The 23,796-nt window shown below is 54.8% G+C and carries 18 protein-coding genes; 5 read left to right on the forward strand and 13 right to left on the reverse strand.

Features of this window, described 5'->3' with window-relative positions:
• Nucleotides 1–7 precede the first annotated feature (7 nt).
• Both AAC086_RS14345 and AAC086_RS14350 read left to right on the forward strand, forming a co-directional pair.
• Nucleotides 8–784 (forward strand): transporter substrate-binding domain-containing protein, encoded by a 777-nt coding sequence (locus AAC086_RS14345; protein ID WP_339779568.1) that lies wholly within the window; start codon nt 8–10, stop codon nt 782–784.
• Between the two features lie 135 nt (nt 785–919).
• Nucleotides 920–1,333 carry an ATP-binding protein gene (locus tag AAC086_RS14350; protein ID WP_339779569.1) on the forward strand — a complete coding sequence of 138 codons (414 nt, stop codon included), beginning with the start codon at nt 920–922 and terminating at the stop codon, nt 1,331–1,333.
• 89 nt (nt 1,334–1,422) lie between these two features.
• Here AAC086_RS14350 and AAC086_RS14355 read toward each other — a convergent pair whose 3' ends face one another.
• Both AAC086_RS14355 and clpB read right to left on the reverse strand, forming a co-directional pair.
• Nucleotides 1,423–2,265: a DUF4197 domain-containing protein gene (locus tag AAC086_RS14355; protein WP_339779571.1), complete on the reverse strand. Its 843-nt coding sequence runs from the start codon at nt 2,263–2,265 to the stop codon at nt 1,423–1,425.
• Between the two features lie 152 nt (nt 2,266–2,417).
• Complete coding sequence (gene clpB, locus AAC086_RS14360) at nt 2,418–5,009, reverse strand: ATP-dependent chaperone ClpB (protein WP_339779573.1); 2,592 nt, start codon at nt 5,007–5,009, stop codon at nt 2,418–2,420.
• Between the two features lie 432 nt (nt 5,010–5,441).
• Here clpB and AAC086_RS14365 point away from each other — a divergent pair, with 432 nt between their 5' ends.
• Entirely contained in the window at nt 5,442–6,209 is a 768-nt protein-coding gene (locus AAC086_RS14365; protein ID WP_339779574.1) for an MOSC N-terminal beta barrel domain-containing protein, read from the forward strand.
• A gap of 27 nt (nt 6,210–6,236) precedes the next feature.
• Here the strand turns inward: AAC086_RS14365 and AAC086_RS14370 are convergent, their stop codons facing one another.
• The 11 genes from AAC086_RS14370 to AAC086_RS14420 all read right to left on the reverse strand — a co-directional run bounded on the left by AAC086_RS14370 (nt 6,237) and on the right by AAC086_RS14420 (nt 21,951).
• On the reverse strand, nt 6,237–7,847 hold the full coding sequence (locus tag AAC086_RS14370; protein ID WP_339779576.1) for a type IV secretory system conjugative DNA transfer family protein: 1,611 nt from the start codon (nt 7,845–7,847) through the stop codon (nt 6,237–6,239).
• A gap of 416 nt (nt 7,848–8,263) precedes the next feature.
• Nucleotides 8,264–9,397 carry a DUF4167 domain-containing protein gene (locus AAC086_RS14375; protein ID WP_339779578.1) on the reverse strand — a complete coding sequence of 378 codons (1,134 nt, stop codon included), beginning with the start codon at nt 9,395–9,397 and terminating at the stop codon, nt 8,264–8,266.
• 381 nt (nt 9,398–9,778) lie between these two features.
• Nucleotides 9,779–10,654: a peptide chain release factor N(5)-glutamine methyltransferase gene (gene prmC, locus AAC086_RS14380; RefSeq protein WP_339779580.1), complete on the reverse strand. Its 876-nt coding sequence runs from the start codon at nt 10,652–10,654 to the stop codon at nt 9,779–9,781.
• A 44-nt stretch (nt 10,655–10,698) separates the two neighbouring features.
• Entirely contained in the window at nt 10,699–11,781 is a 1,083-nt protein-coding gene (gene prfA / locus AAC086_RS14385) for a peptide chain release factor 1 (protein ID WP_339779582.1), read from the reverse strand.
• Nucleotides 11,778–13,121, reverse strand: coding sequence for a glutamyl-tRNA reductase (gene hemA / locus AAC086_RS14390; RefSeq protein ID WP_339779584.1), 1,344 nt, complete (start codon nt 13,119–13,121; stop codon nt 11,778–11,780). The genes prfA and hemA overlap by 4 nt, the downstream gene beginning before the upstream one ends.
• 7 nt (nt 13,122–13,128) lie before the next feature.
• Nucleotides 13,129–14,370: a histidine--tRNA ligase gene (hisS, locus tag AAC086_RS14395; protein ID WP_339779586.1), complete on the reverse strand. Its 1,242-nt coding sequence runs from the start codon at nt 14,368–14,370 to the stop codon at nt 13,129–13,131.
• A 108-nt stretch (nt 14,371–14,478) separates the two neighbouring features.
• Entirely contained in the window at nt 14,479–15,591 is a 1,113-nt protein-coding gene (ispG, locus tag AAC086_RS14400) for a flavodoxin-dependent (E)-4-hydroxy-3-methylbut-2-enyl-diphosphate synthase (RefSeq protein ID WP_339779589.1), read from the reverse strand.
• 174 nt (nt 15,592–15,765) lie between these two features.
• The gene (locus AAC086_RS14405; protein WP_339779591.1) at nt 15,766–17,064 is read right to left on the reverse strand and encodes a RodZ domain-containing protein; all 1,299 of its coding nucleotides are present in this window, start codon (nt 17,062–17,064) and stop codon (nt 15,766–15,768) included.
• Between the two features lie 168 nt (nt 17,065–17,232).
• Nucleotides 17,233–19,512 carry a phosphoenolpyruvate--protein phosphotransferase gene (gene ptsP / locus AAC086_RS14410; protein WP_339779593.1) on the reverse strand — a complete coding sequence of 760 codons (2,280 nt, stop codon included), beginning with the start codon at nt 19,510–19,512 and terminating at the stop codon, nt 17,233–17,235.
• Nucleotides 19,513–19,517: 5 nt separating this feature from the next.
• Nucleotides 19,518–20,546, reverse strand: coding sequence for a nitronate monooxygenase (locus AAC086_RS14415; RefSeq protein WP_339779595.1), 1,029 nt, complete (start codon nt 20,544–20,546; stop codon nt 19,518–19,520).
• Between the two features lie 184 nt (nt 20,547–20,730).
• Nucleotides 20,731–21,951 (reverse strand): aspartate kinase, encoded by a 1,221-nt coding sequence (locus AAC086_RS14420; protein WP_339779596.1) that lies wholly within the window; start codon nt 21,949–21,951, stop codon nt 20,731–20,733.
• A gap of 478 nt (nt 21,952–22,429) precedes the next feature.
• Between AAC086_RS14420 and ubiG the strand changes: the two genes are divergently transcribed.
• Both ubiG and AAC086_RS14430 read left to right on the forward strand, forming a co-directional pair.
• Nucleotides 22,430–23,185 carry a bifunctional 2-polyprenyl-6-hydroxyphenol methylase/3-demethylubiquinol 3-O-methyltransferase UbiG gene (ubiG, locus tag AAC086_RS14425; protein ID WP_339779597.1) on the forward strand — a complete coding sequence of 252 codons (756 nt, stop codon included), beginning with the start codon at nt 22,430–22,432 and terminating at the stop codon, nt 23,183–23,185.
• A gap of 25 nt (nt 23,186–23,210) precedes the next feature.
• A complete protein-coding gene (locus AAC086_RS14430; protein WP_339779598.1) occupies nt 23,211–23,777 on the forward strand; it encodes a GNAT family N-acetyltransferase in 567 nt (188 codons plus the stop codon).
• Nucleotides 23,778–23,796 lie beyond the last annotated feature (19 nt).

A 23,796-nucleotide genomic window follows, 5' to 3' on the forward strand; every position in this document is an offset into this window, starting at 1 on the left:
CGCGGTCATGTTCACGCTGCCATTCCCGGCGGCCTCCCAGGAAAAATGCACCACAATTATCGTCGGATACAGCTATTATCCGCCATTTTCCTATCGAGATGGCCATAATGACGCAAAAGGGGCATCTATCGAAGTGGCCAAACGGGCCTTCAAACAAATGAATATCGACGTCACCATGGAACAAATGCCATGGGCACGCCTGTTATCAGAGGCCCAAAGCGGATCGGTTGATTTTATTCCCGCGGGCTATCGCACACCTGAGCGCCTTACCTGGGCAACATATAGCGATATACCCATCGGCTATGAACGCATTGTCATCATCCACGACAGCCGCATCAAACCGGGCGAACTGACCCTGAACGAGTTACGCCCGCAAAAGGGGCTGCTGCGCCGGGGCGACAGCCACGGCCCCGACATTGACAATGCCATTGCCAAAAGAATTCTCAAGGTTGATGTCATTCCCGAAATCGAGGTTGGCTTGCGCATGTTAAGTGCGCAACGTGCCGATTATCTGCTTACCAGTGATTCCGTTGCCCGCTATATGTTGCGCCAATATGACGACCTCGACTTGTCATTCAGCCAACTTAATGTTACGGGCGAAGCCCTGTATGCAATGTTTTCGCAGCAAAGCAACTGTGTTGAACTGGTCGACCAGTTCAACCTGACCATTCGCAATTTATACCGCCAGGATTTAATGTCTACAACACTGATACAATATCTAAAATCCGTCGGCTCCCCCCTTGTCACCAAGCTTGCCCCCAAAACCAACTTTCCGGTGCATTAAGTGCGCCGCCCTATACTGTCATATCAACGCCACATGGTACTTGGCATCACGCGGCAAGGTTAGGCTGGCGCAAATGCGGTCAATCTGCGAAATTGCATCAAACCTCTTGCGCAAATCAGTGCGGACCGCAGCTTGATGACCACGTCTGATACCAAACAGCTTTTGATGTTAATCCGCGGCTTGCCGGGATCGGGCAAATCAACGCTGGCACAGAAACTGTGCCAGAATGGTGACCTGATCCATCTTGAAGCCGACATGTTCATGACGGACCGTAACGGAAAATACAGTTTTTCACCGGCCAAACTGGCCGATGTTCATGCGCGCTGTGAACACGAAACCCGCCAAAATCTGGAAGATGGCCATAGCGTTGTTGTTGCCAACACCTTTAGCCAGGTCTGGGAAATGCAGCCCTACCTTGATATGGCGCGCGAAAGAAAAATTCCCGTGCAAATCATTGAATGTCAAGGGCAATTTAAATCGATCCACGATGTGCCGGAGCGCGGCATAGCCACAATGCGCAACCGCTGGGAAAAACTGCCCCCAAAATAACGCCACAACCATACTGGTCATGCCAGCCTTGCCCCGGCCAACCCGCCAGGCGCAAGGCTCCAGAGGGTATAAAGCATACTCAACAAAACTTACTGTGCTGCCGAAAAAACCGTCTTAAGAACATCTGTCGTCCACTGGCCCGGATTGTTGCGAATCTCGCCTTCCTGTACGGCCAAATAATGAAACAGCCCCTTCATGGCGGCATCGGTAGCATAATCGGTCAGGGATGTTTTAACATCCGGCATCATTGGCAATTTATCATACTGCCCCAACATCTGGTCATATAGCTGCAACGCCCCGGTATCGGCAAGTGCGTCATTCATCACCGGGCGCATATCATCGGCAATTCTGGTGCCGGAAACTTTTTGCAAATAGCGGGTCGCGGCATCATCAGGCCCCTGCAAAATCGCCTTGGCATCGGCCACCGTCATTTTGCGAACCGCGTCGGCCAGAATACTGCCTGCATTGTTCATGGCACTTTCGGCTGCACGGTTCATCCGCAGTTCGATTTCATCGCCGTAGCTGCCCATCCCGGCCTTGTTCAACAACGACTGCACCTGTTTCACGGTATCAGGCAACGGAATATGCGCCACCGGGTCGGCGTTAAAACCATCCTTGGCCCCCAGCATTTTCGTTACCGTGCCAATCCCTTTATCCAGGGCTTGGCGCAGACCGTCATCCACCACGCCTTGCGACAACGACGACAGGGCCGCGTTTTGCCCGCCAGAGCTGCTCGATGAGGACGAGGATGAGGATGAGGATGATGCCTCGGAACCGGACGAAGACTGGTTGCTGATAACGTCGCCCAGCGCCTTTTTGGCCGAACTGAAAAACGAATTTTCTGCCTGGGCTGGCACTGCTGCCAACACAATGCCCGCTGTCAAAAAGGCAGCGCCCGCAGCAAGAGCAATTTTACGCGACAACAACATCATTCAAGGCTCCCCGGCCAATAAAAAACGAAACACCTGTTGTATGTCATAAATCTTCGCGGCCAAATTATGTTTGTAAAACAAACCCCCGGCATCAGTTCATCCTGCGATGCCGGGGGCTTAAAACGATTTTGGCGACACGTCGAAACAGGTCTTTAATCGACCAGTTCAACCTTTTTGCCATTTAACAGCAAAACACCTGCCTCGGCCGATACCGGCACCGTTGCACCATCGCTGACGGTTCCCTCGAGAATTTGCATTGCCAGCGGGTTCTGCAAATAACGCTGGAACACACGTTTGAGCGGACGGGCACCATAAACCGGGTCATAGCCCTTATCGGCCAACCAGCTTTTTGCAAAATCATCAAGTTTTAGAATGATCTTGCGATCCTGCAAAAGCTTCTCGAGGCGGCCCAGTTGAATATCAACGATATAATCCATCTGGGCACGTTCCAGACGATGAAACAGCAACACTTCGTCCAGACGGTTGAGGAATTCCGGCCGGAACGATCCCCGAACCACTTCCATCACCTGGTTGCGCACTTCGCTGGTATCATGACCTTCACCCAGATTGGCCAGAATTTCGGACCCGAGATTGGATGTCAGAATGATCAGCGTATTGCGGAAATCAACCGTGCGGCCCTGCCCATCGGTCAAGCGCCCTTCATCAAGCACCTGAAGCAGAACGTTAAACACATCGGGATGGGCTTTTTCGACCTCGTCAAACAGCACCACCTGATACGGGCGGCGACGCACAGCTTCGGTCAATGATCCGCCTTCTTCATAGCCAACATAGCCCGGAGGCGCACCAATCAAACGCGCAACCGCATGTTTTTCCATGAATTCAGACATATCAATGCGCACCATTGCCTGTTCATCATCAAACAGGAATTGTGCCAATGCCTTGGTCAGTTCGGTTTTACCCACCCCGGTCGGGCCTAAAAACAGGAACGACCCGATCGGACGGTTGGGGTCCTGCAACCCGGCACGGGCACGCCGCACGGCATTGGAAATAGAACGCACGGCATCGTCCTGCCCCACCACGCGCTTGCGCAGCACATTTTCCATGTCCAAAAGTTTCTCACGCTCGCCTTCCAGCATTTTATCAACCGGAATGCCGGTCCAGCGCGACACCACCGAGGCAATATGCTTTTCGGTCACGGCCTCGTCTTTCATGCCGTGGGTCGGATCATCATCGGCCTTGGCCTGCAAGCGTTCAAGGGCGGGAATTTCCTGATACTGCAACTGCCCGGCCCGCTCTAAAAGACCATCGCGCATCGCACGTTCAAGCTCGCCGCGCGCCTGATCAAGCTGTTCCTTGATATGGGTCGATGCCGCCAGTTCGCTTTTCTGCGATTCCCACTTCGCTGTCAGCGCTGCGGATTTACCTTCCAGATCGGTCAATTCCTTTTCCAGGCGGCGCAGCCGGTCTTTCGAAGCGTGATCTTCCTCTTTTTTCAAGGCTTCGCGTTCGATCTTCAGCTGAATGATCCGACGATCAAGCTCGTCGATTTCCTCGGGCTTGGAATCGAGTTCCATCCGCAGGCGCGATGCCGACTCGTCCATAAGGTCGATGGCTTTGTCAGGTAAAAACCGGTCAGTAATATACCGGTTCGACAAGGTCGCTGCGGCCACCAGGGCCGCATCCGCAATACGCACCCCATGATGAAGTTCGTATTTATCCTTGATGCCACGCAGGATCGATACCGTGTCTTCCACGGTCGGCTCGCTAACAAATACCGGCTGAAAACGACGGGCAAGGGCGGCGTCCTTTTCAATATATTTGCGGTATTCATCTAACGTTGTCGCCCCTACGCAATGCAATTCACCGCGTGCCAGCATCGGCTTTAACAGGTTCGATGCATCCATCGACCCTTCCGATTTGCCAGCCCCGACCAGGGTGTGCAATTCGTCGATGAACAAAATCACCTGTCCGGCTTCGGCTTCAATTTCGGATAAAACCGCTTTCAACCGTTCTTCAAATTCACCGCGAAATTTGGCACCGGCAATCAACGCCCCCAGGTCAAGCGATAACAGCTTTTTGGTTTTCAGGGTTTCGGGCACGTCGCCCTTCACAATCCGCAAGGCAAGGCCTTCGGCTATGGCGGTTTTACCAACGCCGGGTTCGCCGATCAGCACCGGGTTATTCTTGGTCCGACGCGACAACACCTGAATGGCCCGGCGAATTTCTTCGTCACGACCAATTACCGGGTCAAGTTTACCGTCGCGCGCGGCTTCGGTCAGGTCGCGGGCATATTTTTTAAGGGCGTCATACTGGCTTTCGGCCCCTGAACTGTCTGCCGTGCGGCCTTTGCGCAATTCATTGATCGCGGCATTCAGATTTTGCGCCGTCACCCCGGCATCAGCCAACACTTTGCCCGCAACCGCCTTGGTATCAAGGGTTAACGCCAGCAACAGCCGTTCTGCCGTGACATAGCTGTCACCGGCCTTTTTGGCAATTTTCTGCGCTTCGTCGATCAGACGGGCAAATTCGCTGGAAAGGTAAACCTGATTATTGGCACCAGAAACCTTTGGCAGCTTTGCCAGTTCCTGTTCGGTGCGTTGCAGGGCAAGTTTCGCATCCCCGCCCTGTACCTTGATCAGGTTGGCCGCAAGGCCTTCCTCGTCATCAAGTAGCACTTTAAGCAGGTGAATTGGTACAAATTGCTGATGATTTTCGCGTAAGGCCAAAGACTGGGCCGATTGCAAAAATCCCTTGGACCGGTCGGTAAAATTCTCAAATTCCATTAACTGTCACTCCTTGAGTCAACAGAGGGGTACTTGGCGGACCTTGACTGAAGCATCCGTCACCATTTTGGGTATTCATCCTGCGTTACAGATACAGGAACATCAGGTGAACGTCCTTGATATGTCTCAAGTATTGCCAGGCGCAAGCCCCAAACTGGGAAATCCGGGCGGGTTTTTCAGGCAGCCATTCTTCCAATGATGAAAGGACCTTGCGGTACTTTGCATACATCCCTGAAGCATCATTTTATGATACCACATTCAACACGGTTTGAGGCGATGTTTCCGCCCCGATTGCCGCCATCATTGCCCGATAAAATCAGGACAATTGCGCCCTTGCCGCAGGCAGAAACAATCAGTAACGTCTGATCTTGAAACATAATGAATATGCAGCGCCTTGCGGGGCTGCCCGTGACAGAAAAGCAGGCAATAACGATGGCAAACGGTGAACTTGGCGCGATCATGCGCTATCCGGTCAAGGGACTTCGCGGCGTTGAAATGGCATCGGCAACGATTGATGCCCAAAATATGTTACAACATGATCGCCGCTATGTTCTGGCAACAAGCACATCGCTTGGCCAAGACGGACTGGCGGGCTGGGCGCGCAAACGAAACTTTTTGCAATTGGTCAACACGCCCAAACTGGCCGAACTGGGCATTGATTATGACGATGCCACCACCACCCTGACCATTTCACGCAACGGCCGTACCATATGCAAGGGCAACCTTGAAGAGGCGATGGGCCGCACCGTGATCGAGGATTTCCTAAGTGCCTTTTTGAAAAATGATATTGCTGGCAGCCCCAGGATCATGTCGGTGCCCGGCACCCATTTTAGCGATATGGAACAACCTTATATCTCGCTGCTTAATCGTGCATCGATCCAGGATTTTGGCGACCGTATCGTCGGCCAGTTTGTCGATCCTATGCGCTTTCGCGGCAATTTTCTGGTCGATGGCCTCCCGGCCTGGTCTGAACTGGAATGGGCCGAAAACCAGGCCATCACCCTGGGTGATGTAACGTTTCGCATGGTCCACCCTATTACCCGGTGCAAGGCCACCAGCATCAACCCCGACACGGCCCAGTCCGATATCAATGTGCCGTTATTGCTGCGCAAGGGCATGAACCACCTGTTTATGGGGGTTTACCTTGAAGCAACCAGCGGCGGCACCGTTAAAGCCGGTGATCACCTTACAGTCGGTTAACCGGGCAGCGCCAGCCGCCAGGTGATGTTAAAAAGTTGGCGGGCGGGTTGCGAGCAACCGAAAGGCATCGTCATCCGCCCATTGCAGCCGCAAGGCCCGAATGGGCGGCAATCCCTTGCAAAACAGCAACTGTTCGATATCGGGCAGCCGGGCCACTTCAACCGATTTTAACATTGGCTGTTTGTCCCGGCTGCGCAAATGCACCGGTGCATCAAGGGTGCCGCTGCGGTTGCTGGTATCGACAAAACGAGACATCGCCGTCAGCCCTGCGGTCCAATCCAGATCAAACGCGCCATCCTGACCAAATATCTGCAAAACGTCGCTTCGGCCAACCACATTTTCCCAATTGTGACACACATCCATAACCGCGCTAACGCCGCTAAAACAGGGCCATAATGTAAGCCCTTCATTGCTACTGCCGCCCCCGCCGCCCAGCAACCGTTCAAGCTGTACCAGCCGCCCCAGTTTTTCAACACCATCGAGCATCACCAGAAAAGACGGTATTTTTTGCGCCAGATCACGCCTGGAAATCAGCGATAAAAAACATCCCAATACCACCCGGCTCCATGCGATCAGGGATTGGTCGTCGCCCTCGGGCGGGTCACCAATAATAAAAACCGATGCGTCACGCAGCGATATATCTTCAAGTTCAAAACTGGTTTTGCTGCTGGCATGTTCGATTTGTGAAATTTCAAATACCGCCGTCGCCCTGCGACAGGCATCGATAATGGCGCTGCGATGCTCGTCCGACATATCCATGATCGACAGCGCAATGTCGGAAATCCGCCCTTCTGTGGCATCGATATCCATCAATTCACCCAGCAAGGGGTAAAACCGGTGCGACGGTAATGTCAGGCTGCGGCGCATTTCTGCAAGATGCCGGTTGGCCTCGCTGGCATTGCGATAGGTATGAATGATCAGGCCCTGCAGCAACACGCGGGCAACCCTGGCGTCCTGCGGGTCAAGTTCGCGTATGAAATGGGGCGCCAGCAACAATTCCGCCAGCATTCCGGCATCCGACACCAATCCGTCACCCTGCGGGCGCATAAAATCAAATGGATTAAACTGGTCCGGGGTGCTGCCAGAACGACCAAACGGGTCCAGCACGATCATTTTCTGTCCCAATTGCGTCCGCCGGTCGCGCACGGCCTTGCACACCAGGCCATTTGCCTCAAATACCAGCAAATTATCGCGCGATGTCAGGGCATTGGGGATCACGCTGCTTTGATAAAAATCGGTCGCTTGATTGCAAAATGTCATTAAACGACGCACCGACGGCAAGCCAATCAGTTTGGTGGTATTGCGCCACCGGGCCAAATAAATTTGCGGATCAGCTGCCATTACGCCAGCCTGTTCCAAACCGTCTTCCGTCGCCCAGTGACCTTGCGGTTCATCCTGGTCCGGTTCGCTGGGCGCAACAGGCGCTACACCCGTGCTGGCTGTTGTCTGACTTGCCGGTCGGCCATTAAAAAACGGGCCAAGGATGGCGATAAACAGCCGCACAACCATCGGGATAACAACACAGCTCATCCCCGCAAGCACCAGGGCATTATCGCGTGCCATCATGCCAATAACCACGACCAGCGCGCCCAGTGCCAACAGCAACACCGATATGACCCGGAAGCCGGATGGCCCCATTGCAACCTCCCCAATCGCCCTGTTTTATATAAGTTTATGGTGTGCCCCGCCTAAGAGGCCCATACCCTTTTTCGCCATTATGCGGGCACGCCCGTTTGCCCGCGCATCGGCTTTATCGCCCGTTGCCGTATGTCTGTCGCCTGCTGGTAAAGAACCACCCTGAATTTTTCACGGCGGGTCGATGCAATCGCACCGGCATACCCCCCATACCCCACAGGATTGCAGAGAAATAATTTATACCTGCAGGCAGCAAGTTTCCACAATCGCTGTTTACAGGCGGCACCTCCGAACCGTGATGAATGGCATAAAAAACGGCCCGCACCGGGAAAATTTGGTGCTGAACCAAAAAATCCCCGGCCACATTTAAGGCCGGGGAGATTTTCAGACAATCATGGCTATGCCATTAAATTGATAAATCAGGCTGAAACCTTTTCGGTGTCAGTATCGGTGTCGGTGTCGCCACCGTCTTCGCCGTCTTCGCGCGAACCAACCCGGCTACGGCCCCGACGGGCAGTCGGATGACGCCCCCGGGTCCGCGTGGTGGAAGCAGCACGCTTGCGCGGCTTTTTATCGTCGCCATCTGCATCGGCGTCGCCATTGGCAACAGCATCCGCCGGAACATCACCATCGCTTGCAGCAGGTTTCGCAACAACAGCAGCTTTTTCATCGCTGTTGGCATCGTCACCCGCTTTGGCACTTGCGGCGGTTTTACGCGGCGCACGTGGCGTTGTGGTGCGACGCGCCCGCGTGACACGTTTTGGTGCGGCTTCTTCACCTGCATCCGAACTTTCCACAACCGGCGCTTCAACAGCGACCGGCGTAGAAACAGCAACCGTGTTTTCAGCGCGCGCGACAGGGGCGGCCTCATCATCGGCAGCAGCAGCAGGGGCAATATCGGCCTTGTGCGGGCGTGGTGTGCGCGCACGCGGTGTGCGCGGTGCCCGTGCCGGTTTTGCATCATCCTGGCGGGCATTGGCCGCACCGTCATTGCGACGGTCACCATCATCGTGCTGGTTTTGTGCCGGCGCACTGCCAGCATCGCCTTCTGCACCATGGGTACTGTTCGTATTGTTAGCACCGTTGGTACTGTTGCCACCATTGGCACCATTACTGGTGTTGGGCGACGTTACGTTGTCTTGCGACGGCGCGTCATCTGCCCGGGCATCAGCATTGGTGTGGCGGTTGCCACGCTGGTCATTGTTGTTACGATCGCCATTATTATTGCGGTCGTTGTTGTTGCGATCGTTATTATTCCGATCATTTCGCTCGTTACGTTCCGGACGGGGTTGCGCATCACGGCGCTGATTTTCCCATTCGATCGCAGACTGCATAATACGGTAATAATGTTCGGCATACTGGTAGTAATTTTCTGCCAGAACAGGATCATCGGTGCAGTCTTTGGCAAGCGAAACATATTTTTCGTAAACTTGTTGGGCATTACCGCGCACACGCCCGTCCGGACCGTTACTGTCAAAATTTTGAAATTTCGGATTTACAGGACGTTTATTAGGCTGTGGCCGCCCGCGCGGACGTTTATTGTTATTTCTCATATCAACATACTGTTGGCGTTGAGGACACCCGGCGGCATCGTAATCGTGCCCCGGAACCAATCCGTCTGAAAAAACACATTTCCCGAAAAACAGTACCGGCCAACGGTACCGTCAGAAATCAACCGATGACCAATTTGAGGAACGGAGATTTGTTACTGTTTACAGGGGAACACGGCGCAATAAGAAAGCGCGTCAGGCACCCGGCCTGCTCACGACAAACTATATGGCTTGACGGCTTATTCCAACTGTTTTTTTCCGTTCTTTCAATTTTTTTACATCTGTTTGGCCGCAATGGCCGCACAGGTAATGTTTGCGTGCAAACCCAAATGCTTACGAGGGCACAAACATCCGGCACCGCCAACTTGAAGGGTGACAAAGGGGTCATTCAGGCAAAAACGAAACGTTAAAATGCGACGAGCGCGGTTTTTGACCGCCCACACAGCGGATGATACCACCCAGGTCACGCCGGTATTGAACACTTTCAAACCCCTGCTGTTCAAGCAGGCTGCAAACTACCTCGTGCTGGCCCCGACCAATTTCAAAAAGCACCCAGCCCGATGGTCGCACCAGGCGGGCGGCAACACCTGCCAGAATGCGATAGGCCCCCAGCCCGTCGGCACCATCGCTTAACGCACCAAACGGGTCAAAATCACGGACCTCGGGTTCAAGCCCGGCCATTTCACTGTGCGCAATATAAGGCGGGTTCGACAGCATAATATCAAATCCGCCCGTCTTTGTCTGCGCATCAAGGTCGCGATCCCAGTCCGACACCACAAATTGGCAGCGCTGATCAAGGCCCAGTGCCACGGCATTCCCGGTGGCACATTGCACGGCACCGGCGCTGATATCGACGCCGAGCCCAAAACTGTCGGCCACGTCGCCCAGAACCGACAATAACAAACATCCCGTGCCCGTGCCAAAATCCACCAGATCGGGCCGAGTAAAATTGCCCGCCTGGGCAATCGCCCATTCAACCAGCGTTTCACTATCGGGCCTTGGGTCCAGGGTGTCGGCTGTAATCTTGAATGAATGGCGCCAAAAATCGCGCTGCCCCAAAATCCGCGACACCGGCTCTCGCAAGGCCCGGCGATGAATCATTTCAAGAAAAGCGGCGGCCTTTACGGAATCAACCGGGTCTTCAGGCCAGGCCATAATGCGACTGGCGTCAACATGACACGCATTTGCCAGCAAAAGGCGGGCATCAAGCCGGGCGGTATCGCACCCGACCTGTTTTAACTGCGCCGTAGCCAACGCCATCAGCGCCCCTAATGTTGGTTGATCCTGCGGGTTCATCCCTGGGCTCAACCTTCAATTTCAGCCAGTTTTTGGGCCTGATCTTCGGAAATCAGCGCATCAATCATGTCATCTACCGACGGACCGCCGGTCAAAAAATCATCGAGGCGGTACAGGGTCAGGTTAATACGATGATCCGATATCCGACCTTGCGGGAAGTTATAGGTCCGAATGCGTTCGGACCGATCCCCCGAGCCCACCTGCGACTTGCGATCTGCCGCACGGGCGGCATCTTTGGTTTCGCGTTCGTGATCATACAAACGCGTCATCAGCATCTTCATGGCCTTGGCCTTGTTCTTATGCTGCGATTTTTCTTCCTGGCAGGCCGCGACAACCCCACTTGGAATATGGGTCACGCGCACGGCACTGTCGGTGGTATTCACATGCTGCCCACCGGCCCCCTGGGACCGATAGGTGTCAATGCGTAAATCCTTGGGGTCGATATGCACATCAACGTCTTCGGCTTCGGGCAAAACGGCAACCGTGGCAGCCGATGTATGAATACGCCCGCCCGTTTCGGTCACCGGCACACGCTGTACCCGATGCACACCGCTTTCATATTTCAACCGCGCAAAAACCCCAACGCCTGACACATTGACGACAACTTCCTTAAACCCGCCAAGGTCGTTTTCATTGGCGTCCATCAATTCGAACCGCCAGCCTTTGTTTTCGGCATAACGCTGATACATGCGATACAGATCGGCGGCAAACAGGGCCGCTTCCTCGCCGCCGGTACCCGCACGAATTTCCAGAATGGCGTTCTTTTCATCCGCCGAATCCTTGGGCAAAAGCATCAACTTTACGGCATGTTCGGCCACCGGCAGTTGCTCTAGCAATTCCTGGCGTTCCGCCTCGGCCATCTCGCGCATATCGCGGTCGGATTGCGGATCAGCCAGCAATTCCTTCACCCCGGCCATGTCATCATGCAAGCGCTGAAAAGCTTCGATTTTTTCAACAACGGGCAATAATTCGGCGTATTCGCGCGACAGTTTGGCAAAACTGTCATTGTCGCCTGCCCCGCCCGACAACAGGGATTTAAGCTCGTCAAACCGGCGAACAACACCATGCAGTTTACCTGGGTCCAAACTCACTCTTTCGTCTCCTGATTTTTATCTGTCGGCTCAGAACGATCATCGTCATTGGGCTGAAGCGGAAAAAGCCGCCCCAACAATTTTTGCGCTTTGACCCATTCCATCGTTCCGGCACCACCGGTGGTGGCTGCTAGGTCTTTAAGGGCTTGTGTAGGTGCATGCAACAGGCGATTAACCAAAAGCCGCGTTGCCTTTTCCGCATCGCCGTGGCTTTCGGCCAGGGCCGCCGCCCGCACCGCATCAAAATGCTGGCGTAATTCGGCCAGGGCTGGCACGGCGGCCCGTTCGGCGCGCACGCGCACAAAATGGTCAACTTCCGCCTCGACCATGGCCCAGGCTTCGTCGGCTTTTTCCTCGCGCCCGCCACGACCCTGTGCGGCAATATTTTCCAAATCTTCCAGGCGGTAAAAAAACACCTCGGAAATATCATCAACCTGCGGGTCAATGTCGCCGGGAACCGCGGTATCAATCATCAGAACCGGGCGATAGCGCCGACGTTTAACCGCCGCCAGCGCAATGTCATGATTAATCAGATAGCGCCGCGATCCCCCCGCCGTTAGCACAATATCGGCCTCGGCCAGCAAACGGTCCAGATCCCCCATATCCGACCAGTGGCATTCCAGTCGCTTGGCCACCAGGCGCGCACGGGCGGCCAAACGGTCCACCACCATAATGCGGCCCATGCCGCGTTCGGCAAGCGACGCGGCAATCAACTCGCCCATATCGCCCGCACCGGCCAACAGCAAGGTGCAATTGGCAATATCCCCGTGCAGGTCGCGCGCCACCGATTGCGCAGCAGCGGCAATCGAAACAGCCCCCTGCCCGATCCCGGTCTGGCTGCGGACCCGTTTGGAAATGGCATAGGCAGTTTGATAAACCTGTTCAAGTTCCCGGCCCACCAGCCCATGCATCCGGGCAATTTTATGGGCTTCCTTGATCTGGCCAAAAACCTCGGGTTCGCCAATGACCAGGCTATCAAGCGACGCGGCCACGGCAAAAACATGCCTTAGGGCTTCTCGCCCGGACCGAATATAAAGTTCGCTTGCCAGCTGGTCCCGGTCCAGATCGGCCCACAGGGCCAGAAGATCAATCACGCGTTCGCGGCCCCGCTCGGCCTCAAATGCCAGTAAATGAATTTCGGTGCGGTTGCAGGTTGAAACAACCACCGCCTGCCCCAGCCGGGCCTGATCAATCACGCCAAGGAACTGGGGCAAACGGGTTTCATCGATAAAAAGGCGGTCGCGCGTTTCCTCACTGGATCGCCGGTGGTTGGTCCCAACCACCATCAAACGGTCCAGCGGCCAGTCTCCGGCTTCGTCGCGTCCCGCCGCCTCACTCACCCGGCACTTACCTTTCGCCAATCACACCGATCAGGCTGTCGATGGCAACTTCATGCTGCTCACCTGCATCAAGATCACGCACCATGGCAACACCTTTTGCCAATTCGTCATCGCCAATGATGACAGCCATGCGGGCCTTGGCCTTATCGGCACGTTTCATGCGTTTTTTCATGTTGCCCGCATAGCCCAGCTCAACGGCAATACCGGCTTCACGCAATTGCTGCGCCAATGTGCGGCAACGGCTTTCGGCCGCATCGCCCATTGGAATCAAGGCAACCGGTCTTACTGCCGCCGGGGCATTGCCCACCATCATGGCCAAACGTTCAACACCGGCAGCCCAGCCCACACCTGCGGTTTGCGGCCCGCCCATGGTTGAAATCAGCCCGTCATAACGGCCACCGGCCATAACGGTGCCCTGTGCGCCCAGCGTGCTGGTGACAAATTCAAAACAGGTATGGCAATAATAATCCAGCCCGCGCACCAAACGCGGATTAAGCTGGTAATCAATACCAATATCGCCCAGCCCGTCGGTCAGCTGTTTGAAAAAGGTCTGTGAATGTTCGTTCAGATATTCGGCGAATAACGGCGCATTTGCCACCAGTTCGCGGTCGCCTTCATCTTTGGAATCCAGAATGCGTAGCGGGTTCTTATCCAGACGATTGCGGCTGTCTTCCGACAGTTTTTCAAAATGGCCTTTGAAATAATCCACCAGCACATCGCGATACGCCGCCCGGCTGTCGGGGTCGCCAAGGGTGTTAAGCTCCAGCGTGATATTCTCCCACAGGCCCAGCGCCTTTAGAATATGCGCGCCATAGGCAATCACCTCGATATCGCCGCCCACCTGTTCAACGCCAAGCAATTCAACACCGATCTGGTGGAACTGGCGCTGACGGCCTTTTTGCGGGCGTTCATAACGGAACATCGGCCCGTAATAACACACCTTCACCGGCGACATTTGCTGCATGCCGTTGGAAATATAGGCGCGCGCAATACCGGCGGTGTTTTCGGGGCGCAGGGTGATTTTTTCGCCCCCGCGATCTTCAAACGTATACATTTCCTTGGTCACGACATCGGATGTATCGCCCAGGGTGCGGGCAAAAACGTCGGTAAATTCAAAGATCGGCGTGGTCATGCGATGATAACCATACAGCTCGCCAATGGCGCGGGCGGTTTCCGCGATATGGTCCTGTACCCGGTTTTCGTCAGGTAAAAGGTCATGTGTGCCACGGACGGGTTGAAGCGATGCCACGTTTGGTCTCCGATATTCTTGCTGTTTTTCTATAAAGGGATCGTCATATACGCACGAAAATAGCCTCCCGCCGGGGTGGCGGAAAGCCTTAATTCGGCAAATATCACGCTATTCTGCCGCAGCCTTGGCGGCTTCAATTTTTGCAGCCCGTTCTTCGACCAGATCCACGATATGGTCGACCATCTTTTCGCTGCTGATATTATGGTCCGGCTTGCCCGAAATATACATTTTGTGGTTGCCGCCACCACCACCGGTAAGCCCGATATCGGTTTCGCGCGCTTCCCCCGGTCCATTGACAATGCAGCCAATGATCGACAGGGAAATCGGCGTTGCAATATGGGCCAGCCGTTTTTCAAGTTCGGCCACGGTATCGACCACATTAAAACCCTGTCGCGCACAGGACGGGCAGGAAATGATCTGCACGCCACGCGTCCGCAAGCCCAGCGACTTTAACATGTCATAGCCAACATGGATTTCTTCCACCGGGTCGGCCGACAGCGACACCCGCAAGGTATCGCCAACACCGGCCCACAGAAGGTTTCCCATGCCAATTGATGATTTTACCGTACCACCGCGCAAACCTCCGGCCTCGGTAATACCCAGATGCAACGGATAATCGCAGGCCTCGGCAAGGCCATAATAGGCCGCAACCGCCAGAAAAACATCCGATGCCTTGACCGAAATTTTGAACTCGCGGAAATCCTGATCTTCCAGAATCCGCGCATGGTTCATGGCACTTTCAACCATCGCCTCGGGGCAAGGTTCGCCGTATTTTTCCAGCAATTCGCGTTCCAGCGACCCGGCATTGACCCCAATGCGCATCGAACAGCCATGATCCTTGGCCGCCTTGACCACTTCACGCACGCGTTCGGTTGACCCGATATTGCCCGGATTGATCCGCAGGCAGGCAGCACCGCTTTCGGCGGCTTCGATCGCGCGTTTATAATGGAAGTGAATATCGGCAACAATCGGCACGCTCACCTGTTTGACAATGTCTTTCAGGGCCAGTGACGATTCCTGATCCGGGCAGGAAACACGCACAATGTCGGCACCGGCTTCTTCAAGGCGGTGAATTTGTGCGACTGTACCCGCGACATCCGTGGTCAGCGTGTTGGTCATGGACTGCACGGTAATCGGCGCATCGCCGCCAACCTCGACAGAACCTACACGAATTTTCCGGCTTTTGCGGCGCTCGATATCACGATAGGGGCGGACACTCATTTGCGGATCCGTAACCTTTGTTGCAACACAGTGAACTGTAGGCCTGTATATAGCTTATCACTGGCCCGGAAGAAACCATCGCACACAGGTTTTTCGCGGTGTTTTTATGACAGCAAGAAAAAAGGCGGCCTGGGGTTTGGCCGCCTTAAAGAACAAAAACCATTTAACGGCTTGTTATTGTGTCTTTTTTTCTGCCACAGAAGCCAAAACATCATCCGGATTCAGGGAATAATTCGAAATCACCTGGCCATAGCCGCCAACCGGGATGTTTTTGGTGGCATCAACGCTGACCGACAAGGCACCCGCATTGCCAACTTCAAGTTTAAGCCCCGGGCGATTGGGAACGCGATAGACATCCCCCGCACTTAACATCCGGGTCAGCAAAATATTGCCGTCATCCTCGCGGATGCGCACCCAACTGGTTTCATTGGCCGAAATGGTCACGCGGCTATCGGCATTAACGGCACCAAAAACACGCCCGCCGCCAGCATCACCAACCTCGGGTGCTGCCGGAACCGACGCCACTTCTGGCGTCCCTGCGGTTTGCGACGCATTGGGGGCCCGCGGCGGCAGCGGAATATTGCCTTTGTTGGGCATTACGGCCGCGCTCTGCCCTGCCGGAACGGTCGCGTTGCCATCAGTTCCTGCATTACCAGCCGTATTTGACCGGGCGGTATTTTGGGTCGTCGGTGCCGGTGCCGGTGCGGGTGCCAATGCGACATTGGCATTGCCATCAACCGATGCCGCGCCCGGTACGCCATCAACGGTTACATCACCATTGGCCACCGGGCCATTTCCGGTTTGCATATCGGCATCAAATCCCGGTTCGGCAAACATGCCATCAACCGTGCCATTCGGGGCGGAAGTCATGCTTTCAGATGCCTGTGCCGAAGGAGACGCGCCCATTTGCCGACCGGAAGACGGCCCAACCTCGGCAGCGTGCGCTTCGGCGGCATTTTCAAGGGTTCGTTCCCGTTCCGGCGTGGTTTGGTTATCGGCCCCACCCGCAGCGGGAATGGCGGCATAGCCCTTCATTCCCTCAGGTAATGGCTCGACCAGATCGGCAATTGTCTTGCCCTGACTCGACAGATAATACCAGCCACCATAGGCAACAATACCCAAAACCGCCGCGATCAGCATCATGGCGCCACCAGGCACCCGGCTTTCCTGCACCGGCTTGGGAAACGTCAACTCGCTGCGTGCTGTCGGCGCGTTGCTTTCTTCCCTGAAACGACGGACAATTTCCTTGCCATCCAACCCCAGATGTTCGGCATAGCCCTTGACAAAGCCCAAGCCATACGGACCGCCCGGAAGCAGGTCATATTGGCTGTTTTCAATGGCTTCGATGTAGACTTTCCGAATCCGCAAAAGCTGTGAAACCCCTTCAATGGTTTGCCCATAAGAGGTCCGGGTATGGCGCAACAACCGCCCGACATTCGCCGCTTCAGCGTTAAAATTAACCTGTGGTTCCATACTCATATCATTTGACGGTGCACTGCCAGGCAGCGGCTTGAACCGCAGACGCCCTTTTGGTGGCACTCCCAAATGATCTTCCTTTCGCTTTCCGATCGCCAACTCCCGCACCCCCACGTTACGATCCAGCAACAAACTAGCAAATACCTCAACCAAAAGCGATTTTTTTTAAAGTTTTACACCATGATCTATTGCGAAAGCCTTAAGACGGGACCTAAGACTTTTTCTGGGGCTGTCGAGGAGCGAGAGAACATATTGTTCAACACTCTTCGCGTTCATGCTTCTGACCATTTCCTTGACCGGTCCAACCGAGGCAGGTGCCATTGACAGGCGCCGTATCCCAAGACCAATCAAAGCCATCGCCTCTAACGGACGTCCGGCCATTTCGCCGCAAATGGTCAACCGCACATTGCGGTCGTCACACAACTGCACAAGATGCCTTAAAAAGGTAAAGACACTTGGCGACAATGTATCATAGCGGCCCTCAATGCGCGGATTTCCGCGATCTGCTGCAAACATGAACTGAAGCAGGTCGTTGGTTCCTACCGACAGAAAGTCGACCCGGCTTAACAGACTGTTCGCCTGCCACACCAAAGCCGGAACTTCCAGCATCGCACCAACCTTGACCGTACGGGGCACGAACCCCCGTAATGCTTCGCGTTCAAGCTGCCGGTCAAGCAGATCTTTGGCGGCCACAAATTCGGCCACCTCTGCTATCATCGGGAACATGACATGCAAATCCCGATCATGGGCTGCGCGGATCAGGGCACGCAACTGGTGCACCAGAACCGCAGGACGATCCAGTGTAATCCGGATCGACCGCCACCCCATCGCAGGATTCTCTTCTGTCATATCCTGCCAATAGGGCAATAATTTGTCACCGCCAACATCAAGGGTGCGAAAAACCACCGGGCGGCCCTCGGCCTGCTCGAAGATACGGTTATAAAGCCGGGTCTGATCTTCGATATCGGGCATGGCAGATCGCACCATGAACGGTATTTCCGTCCGGTACAGGCCAATGCCATCGGCCCCGCTTTCAATGACGTGGGGCACATCAATCAGCAAACCGGCATTGATGTTTAGTGAAATGTTAATGTCGTCGCGGGTTTGTGCTGGCAAATCGCGCATTTGCGCATAAAGCGCCTTGCGTTCCGCCCGCGCCTTTAACGCCCCGTCAATAACAGCGCGCACATCCTCGCTGGGGCGCACAAACAACTGGGCGTTGTCGGCATCGACAATTAACGGGTCCCCCCCCTCAACCTTGTCAAGAACCCCTTTTACCCCACCTAGCACCGGAATATCAAGGGCACGCGCCACAATCGCCACATGCGATGTATGCGATCCTTCTTCCAAAGCAAGGCCGCGCAGACGGGTGTGATCATAATCGAGAAGTTCTGCCGGGCCGATATTGCGCGCCACCAGAATAATATCATCGGGCAAATTACCAAATGCCGGAGACTGAAACTGTCCGGACAAATGTTGCAACAGCCGATTGGCCAAATCTTCAAGGTCGTGCAAGCGTTCGCGCAAATAAGGGTCCGTTACCTGCGCCATACGCGCACGGGTATCATCATGCACCTTTTGCACGGCGGCTTCAGCCGTGAGGCCGGTATTCACCGCTTCGGTAATGCGGTTTAACCAGCCGGTATCCTTGGCAATCATACGATAGGCATCAAGGATGTCGCCCGGGTCATCGCCGCCGCCCACATCAAATTCGCCCACCGCCTCGACCATGCGATCCAGGTACTTTTGCAGGCCCCGCATTGCTTCGCGCAAGCGGGCAAGTTCTTCTTCCGGGTCTTCGGCCACCATGCGATCAATGACAATGCGTGGCGCATGCAAAACCGCAATACCCTTGCCAATGCCCGGTGCCAGACGGGCACCAGACAGGCGCAATGGCAACAGGGCAATGCCATCAGCCGGGATCAGTTCGTCGCGGTTAACCAACTCACCACCGGCAACCATTTCGGCCAGCACCATGGCGACGTTTTCAAGGGCTTCCTGTTCGTCTTCGGTATATTGGCGTTCGGTGCGATTCTGCACCGCCAACACACCAATAATCCGGCCCCCGCGCAAGATCGGCACGCCGATCATGGAATGATAGATTTCTTCACCGGTTTCCGGGCGATAGGCAAAATTGGGGTGCGATTGCGCATCGCGCAAATTAAGCGGCCGTGCATGGGCGGCAACGTAACCGACAATACCCTCGCCGGTGCGCAGGCGCGTGCGATGCACCGCCTCGGCAGCCAGGCCACATGTGGCAAAAAGTTCAAGCACCTCGCCCGCCCGCATGACATAGACCGAACACACTTCCGCAACCATGTCGGCGGCGATAATGGTAACGATCTTGCCTAGGCGTTCTTCAGCGGTACCCGGTCCGGCCATAACGTCGCGCACCCGTTTTAACAGGCGGCGCGGACCAGTCACTGCGGCGGGCGATATGCTCATCAGATTTATATGTCTCTTTGTACGAAGGACTGAACGGCCTGATCGACCAGTTCTGCCAGAATTTCAGAAGTCGGCTGTTCTTTCTTTACCATACCAACCGACTGCCCCGCCATGACTGATCCGTTTTCAACGTCTCCGTCAACCACCGCACGCCGCAAGGCACCAGCCCAGAAATGTTCGATTTCAAGCTGCGCTTCCCCCTGTTCTAACTGACCGGAGCGGAACTTTTCAATCACTTCACGCTGTACATTCATAAATGCCTCGGTCCCCTTGTTATTCAAGGCCCGAACAGGAATAACCGGGAAACGGCCATCAAGCTGCACCGTTGTAACTGCTTCGCGTGCACTGGCCCGCATAAACGCCTTTTTAAAGGCCGGATGGGCAATACATTCGGTCGCACAAACCAGACGGGTACCAACCTGCACGCCAGAAGCCCCCATTTCCAGAAACGATGAAATCGCTTCGCCACGGCCAATGCCGCCTGCACAGAAAATCGGCACATCGCGAATCTCGGGCAAAATTTCCTGCGCCAGCACGTTCAGCGAGACCGGGCCAACATGCCCGCCCGCTTCGCTGCCTTCAATCACCAAAGCATCCGCACCGGAGCGCGTCAGTTTTTTCGCCAGCACCAGTGCCGGGGCAAAACAGATAACCTTGGCAAATTCCTTGACCGCCTTGATCGAATTGGACGACGGAAGGCCACCGGCCAGCACAACATGGCCGACATTCTGTTCCCGGCACACCGCAATCAGTTCTTCAAGTTGGGGGTGCATGGTGATCAGGTTAACGCCAAACGGCTTTTGTGTCATTTCCTTGGTCGCGGCAATTTCAGCGGCCAAAAGTTCAGGCCCCATCGACCCGCAGGCAATTACCCCAAAGCCACCGGCATTTGATACCGCAGCAACAAGGTGACGTTCGGAAACCCACGACATCGCACCGGCCAAAATGGCGTATTCAGTGCCCAGGAATTCCTTGCCGGGCGCCCACAATTTTTCCAGACGGTTGCGCGCTGCCGCAAATTTCGGATCGTTCATATAGTTGTACCCCAATGCAGAAATGCAGGGTACCGCATGGTCCCTGCTATTTCATCATAATGGTCGAAACAAAATGTTCCAGACCAGATATGTATTAAATAATGGCCCTTTAATACCACCTTAACTGCACAAAACAATCAGGCAGTGCAAGAACCTTGCCCGTGCGGCCTAAAGCACTTTTCCTTTAATCGGCATCCAGCCCATAGGCCGTGTGCAGGGCACGAACGGCAAGCTCGGTATATTCTTCGGCAATCAGGACACTGACCTTGATTTCCGATGTCGAAATAACCTGAATGTTGATGCCCTTGTCAGACAGGGTTTCAAACATTTTCCGCGCCACCCCGACATGGGAGCGCATGCCAACACCAATGATCGACACTTTGGTCACATCCGAGGTGCTTAACAGTTCCTGATAGGCAATCTTTTCACGGTTGCCTTCAATCACCTGAAGCGCGCGTTTGAATTCGCCGCGCGGTACGGTAAAGGTCATGTCCGTGCTGTTGCCATTTTCCGATATGTTCTGAACGATCATATCGACATTGATATTGGCTTCGGCCAGCGGGCCAAAAATGGTTGCTGCCGTACCCGGCTTGTCGGCAACCTTGACCAGCGTGATCTTGGCTTCGTCCCGGCTATAGGCAATTCCGCTAACGACTTCCTGTTCCACGATTTCATCCTCGTCTACAACAAGTGTACCTGGTGCGTCACTAAAGGTTGAACGGACCTGCACCCGGACGCGATGGTTCATGGCCATCTCGACAGAACGGGTTTGCAGAACCTTTGCCCCTAACGATGCCAGTTCCAGCATTTCTTCGTAGGTAATTTTTTCAATCTTGCGTGCCTTGGGCACAATCCGCGGGTCGGTGGTGTAAACACCCTCGACATCGGTATAAATATCGCACCGGTCGGCCCGAAGGGCTGCAGCCAGTGCAACCGCCGAGGTATCGGACCCGCCACGCCCCAGCGTGGTAATACGGTTATCTGGCGCAATGCCCTGGAAACCGGCAACACAGACCACTTCGCCGCCATCAAGGCGCTTGTCAAGTTCGGTTGTGTCAATCGATTTGATCCGGGCCTTGGCGTGCGCGCCGTCGGTCTTGATCGGAATTTGCCACCCCAGCCACGAACGTGCAGGAACATCGATGCTTTGCAGGGCCATCGCCAGCAAGCCCACCGTTACCTGTTCACCCGACGAAACAATCACGTCATATTCGCGTGCATCATAAAGCGGCGATATGGTATCGGCCCAGCCAACCAGTTCGTTGGTTTTGCCCGACATCGCCGAAACAACAACCGCAACCTGGTTCCCTGCATCCACTTCGCTTTTGACGCGACGGGCAACGTTTTTGATCTTTTCTACATCGGCGACAGATGTGCCACCGAACTTCATGACAATACGGGCCATGAAAATTCCCCGTTATGCTTGCCTGTACATCTCGCCAGCCGAAATGCCAGGTCTTGTGTTTCCGCCAGTTTTCGGGTCACAGACCTGCAAGGTTGCAAGCCCCCTGATCAGAGCGGCGATATCAATACTGCCATAAGGGCCGCGAAACAAGCATGAAGGCAATGTTAATCCACCTTGTAGCTATTTTTAACCGTCGATCTGTCGCCAAATCTGAAATACTGCGTAATCTGAGCATAAATTTGCGACAACTGCGAAATGATCATGCGTAATAACCCGCAAAACGTCAACAACCCGCCAAGCGCCCCATGCGCGGCCATTGTCCCGGGGTAAAAACAGGTGCCATAACGGCCCTTTAAACGTGCCACGACGACAAAACAGCACATCACGCGCAAGCATATGGTTGCGCCAGACCGTCGGCCCGCGTAAACAGGGCAAGGATATAAAACATCCCCCTGTTACGCGCCGCCGGAGCCCTGCAATGTCAGCCCATCCCAATCGCACTGCCAACCCTGACGAAATTTCACGTTTTTCTGCCATGGCGGATGAATGGTGGAACCCGGAAGGGGTGATGAAACCGCTGCACAAGTTCAACCCGGTCCGTTTACAGTTGCTGCGCGATCACATCGCCGCCCATTTTGGCCGCGATGCCAATGACATCCATGTCCTCAAAGGGCTGGACATTATTGATATTGGCTGCGGTGCAGGGTTGCTATCTGAACCGATGGCGCGGTTAGGGGCGAACATAACCGCCCTTGATGCCGCTGAAAACAACATCAATGTCGCCCGCATTCATGCTGGGCAAGCCGGACTGACCATTGATTACCGCCTGGGCACACCCGAGGCGATGGTCGATGAAGGCCGCCAGTTTGATGTGGTGTTGAATATGGAAGTCATCGAACATGTCGATGATCCGGCCTTTTTCATGCAGGCCTGTGCCGCCTTGCTTAAGCCAGGTGGCATCATGTTTATTGCCACTTTGAACCGCACCCTTAAATCGCTGGCTTTGGCCAAAATCGGTGCGGAATATGTTTTGCGCTGGGTTCCGGCGGGAACGCATGACTGGCGCAAATTTGTCAAACCGGCCGAATTGTCGCGCTATATTCGCGATTGTGGCCTGCAACTAACCGACATTACCGGCATTTCCTATAACCCGATCCAGGATAAATGGCTGCCCGCCCCCCGGGATCTGGATATCAATTATCTGGCGATGGCCATAAAACCGACCGTCGATTAATCACAAAACAGCCGCAGCAACCGCCATGCCCACATGCATTTCCAATACTGCAACCACGGTCCGGCTTGAAACACCCCGCCTTGTTCTCGAACCGTTCGGGTTGCCAGAACATATAAAGGTGTGGTGCGACATGGATATGGATGCCGAAGTTATGCGCCACATTCGCCCGCCCAGCCCCGATATGGCCAGTGCACGCGCCCGGCTGGCACAGGCCGATACCGCAGGCACGCAGATTGTGGGTAATTGGGGAGTGCGCGAAAAAGAAAGCAACATCATTATTGGCCGGGCCCTGTTACGCTGGCTGGCAGATGATCGCGGTGTTGAAATTGGCTATCGATTAAGCCGCACCTGTTGGGGCAAAGGATATGCATCGGAACTGGCACACAGAATTGTTGCCCATGGTTTTGACACCCTGAACCTGGCAATGATATGCGGGGTTTACCAGCCGGGCAATCGGGCCTCGCGCCGGGTTTTGGAAAAATGTGGTATGTCCGATGCCGGAACTACATCTGTCCACGGCGGAAGCGCCAAACCGGTCATGGCGATAACCGCCAGTGACTGGAAGAACGGGCCAACAAAAACGTTTGCCTGATACAAGCAACACGGATCAG

Source organism: uncultured Thalassospira sp. (genome assembly GCF_963976115.1).
Classification (GTDB): Bacteria; Pseudomonadota; Alphaproteobacteria; order Rhodospirillales; family Thalassospiraceae; genus Thalassospira.

Coding starts and splice junctions, on each gene's coding strand:
- AAC086_RS14345 (WP_339779568.1), top strand. CDS start 8: ATGTTCACGCTGCCATTCCCGGCGGCCTCCCAGGAAAAATGCACCACA.
- AAC086_RS14350 (WP_339779569.1), top strand. CDS start 920: ATGACCACGTCTGATACCAAACAGCTTTTGATGTTAATCCGCGGCTTG.
- AAC086_RS14355 (WP_339779571.1), bottom strand. CDS start 2,265: ATGATGTTGTTGTCGCGTAAAATTGCTCTTGCTGCGGGCGCTGCCTTT.
- clpB (WP_339779573.1), bottom strand. CDS start 5,009: ATGGAATTTGAGAATTTTACCGACCGGTCCAAGGGATTTTTGCAATCG.
- AAC086_RS14365 (WP_339779574.1), top strand. CDS start 5,442: ATGGCAAACGGTGAACTTGGCGCGATCATGCGCTATCCGGTCAAGGGA.
- AAC086_RS14370 (WP_339779576.1), bottom strand. CDS start 7,847: ATGGGGCCATCCGGCTTCCGGGTCATATCGGTGTTGCTGTTGGCACTG.
- AAC086_RS14375 (WP_339779578.1), bottom strand. CDS start 9,397: ATGAGAAATAACAATAAACGTCCGCGCGGGCGGCCACAGCCTAATAAA.
- prmC (WP_339779580.1), bottom strand. CDS start 10,654: ATGGCGTTGGCTACGGCGCAGTTAAAACAGGTCGGGTGCGATACCGCC.
- ispG (WP_339779589.1), bottom strand. CDS start 15,591: ATGAGTGTCCGCCCCTATCGTGATATCGAGCGCCGCAAAAGCCGGAAA.
- AAC086_RS14405 (WP_339779591.1), bottom strand. CDS start 17,064: ATGGAACCACAGGTTAATTTTAACGCTGAAGCGGCGAATGTCGGGCGG.
- ptsP (WP_339779593.1), bottom strand. CDS start 19,512: ATGAGCATATCGCCCGCCGCAGTGACTGGTCCGCGCCGCCTGTTAAAA.
- AAC086_RS14415 (WP_339779595.1), bottom strand. CDS start 20,546: ATGAACGATCCGAAATTTGCGGCAGCGCGCAACCGTCTGGAAAAATTG.
- AAC086_RS14420 (WP_339779596.1), bottom strand. CDS start 21,951: ATGGCCCGTATTGTCATGAAGTTCGGTGGCACATCTGTCGCCGATGTA.
- ubiG (WP_339779597.1), top strand. CDS start 22,430: ATGTCAGCCCATCCCAATCGCACTGCCAACCCTGACGAAATTTCACGT.
- AAC086_RS14430 (WP_339779598.1), top strand. CDS start 23,211: ATGCCCACATGCATTTCCAATACTGCAACCACGGTCCGGCTTGAAACA.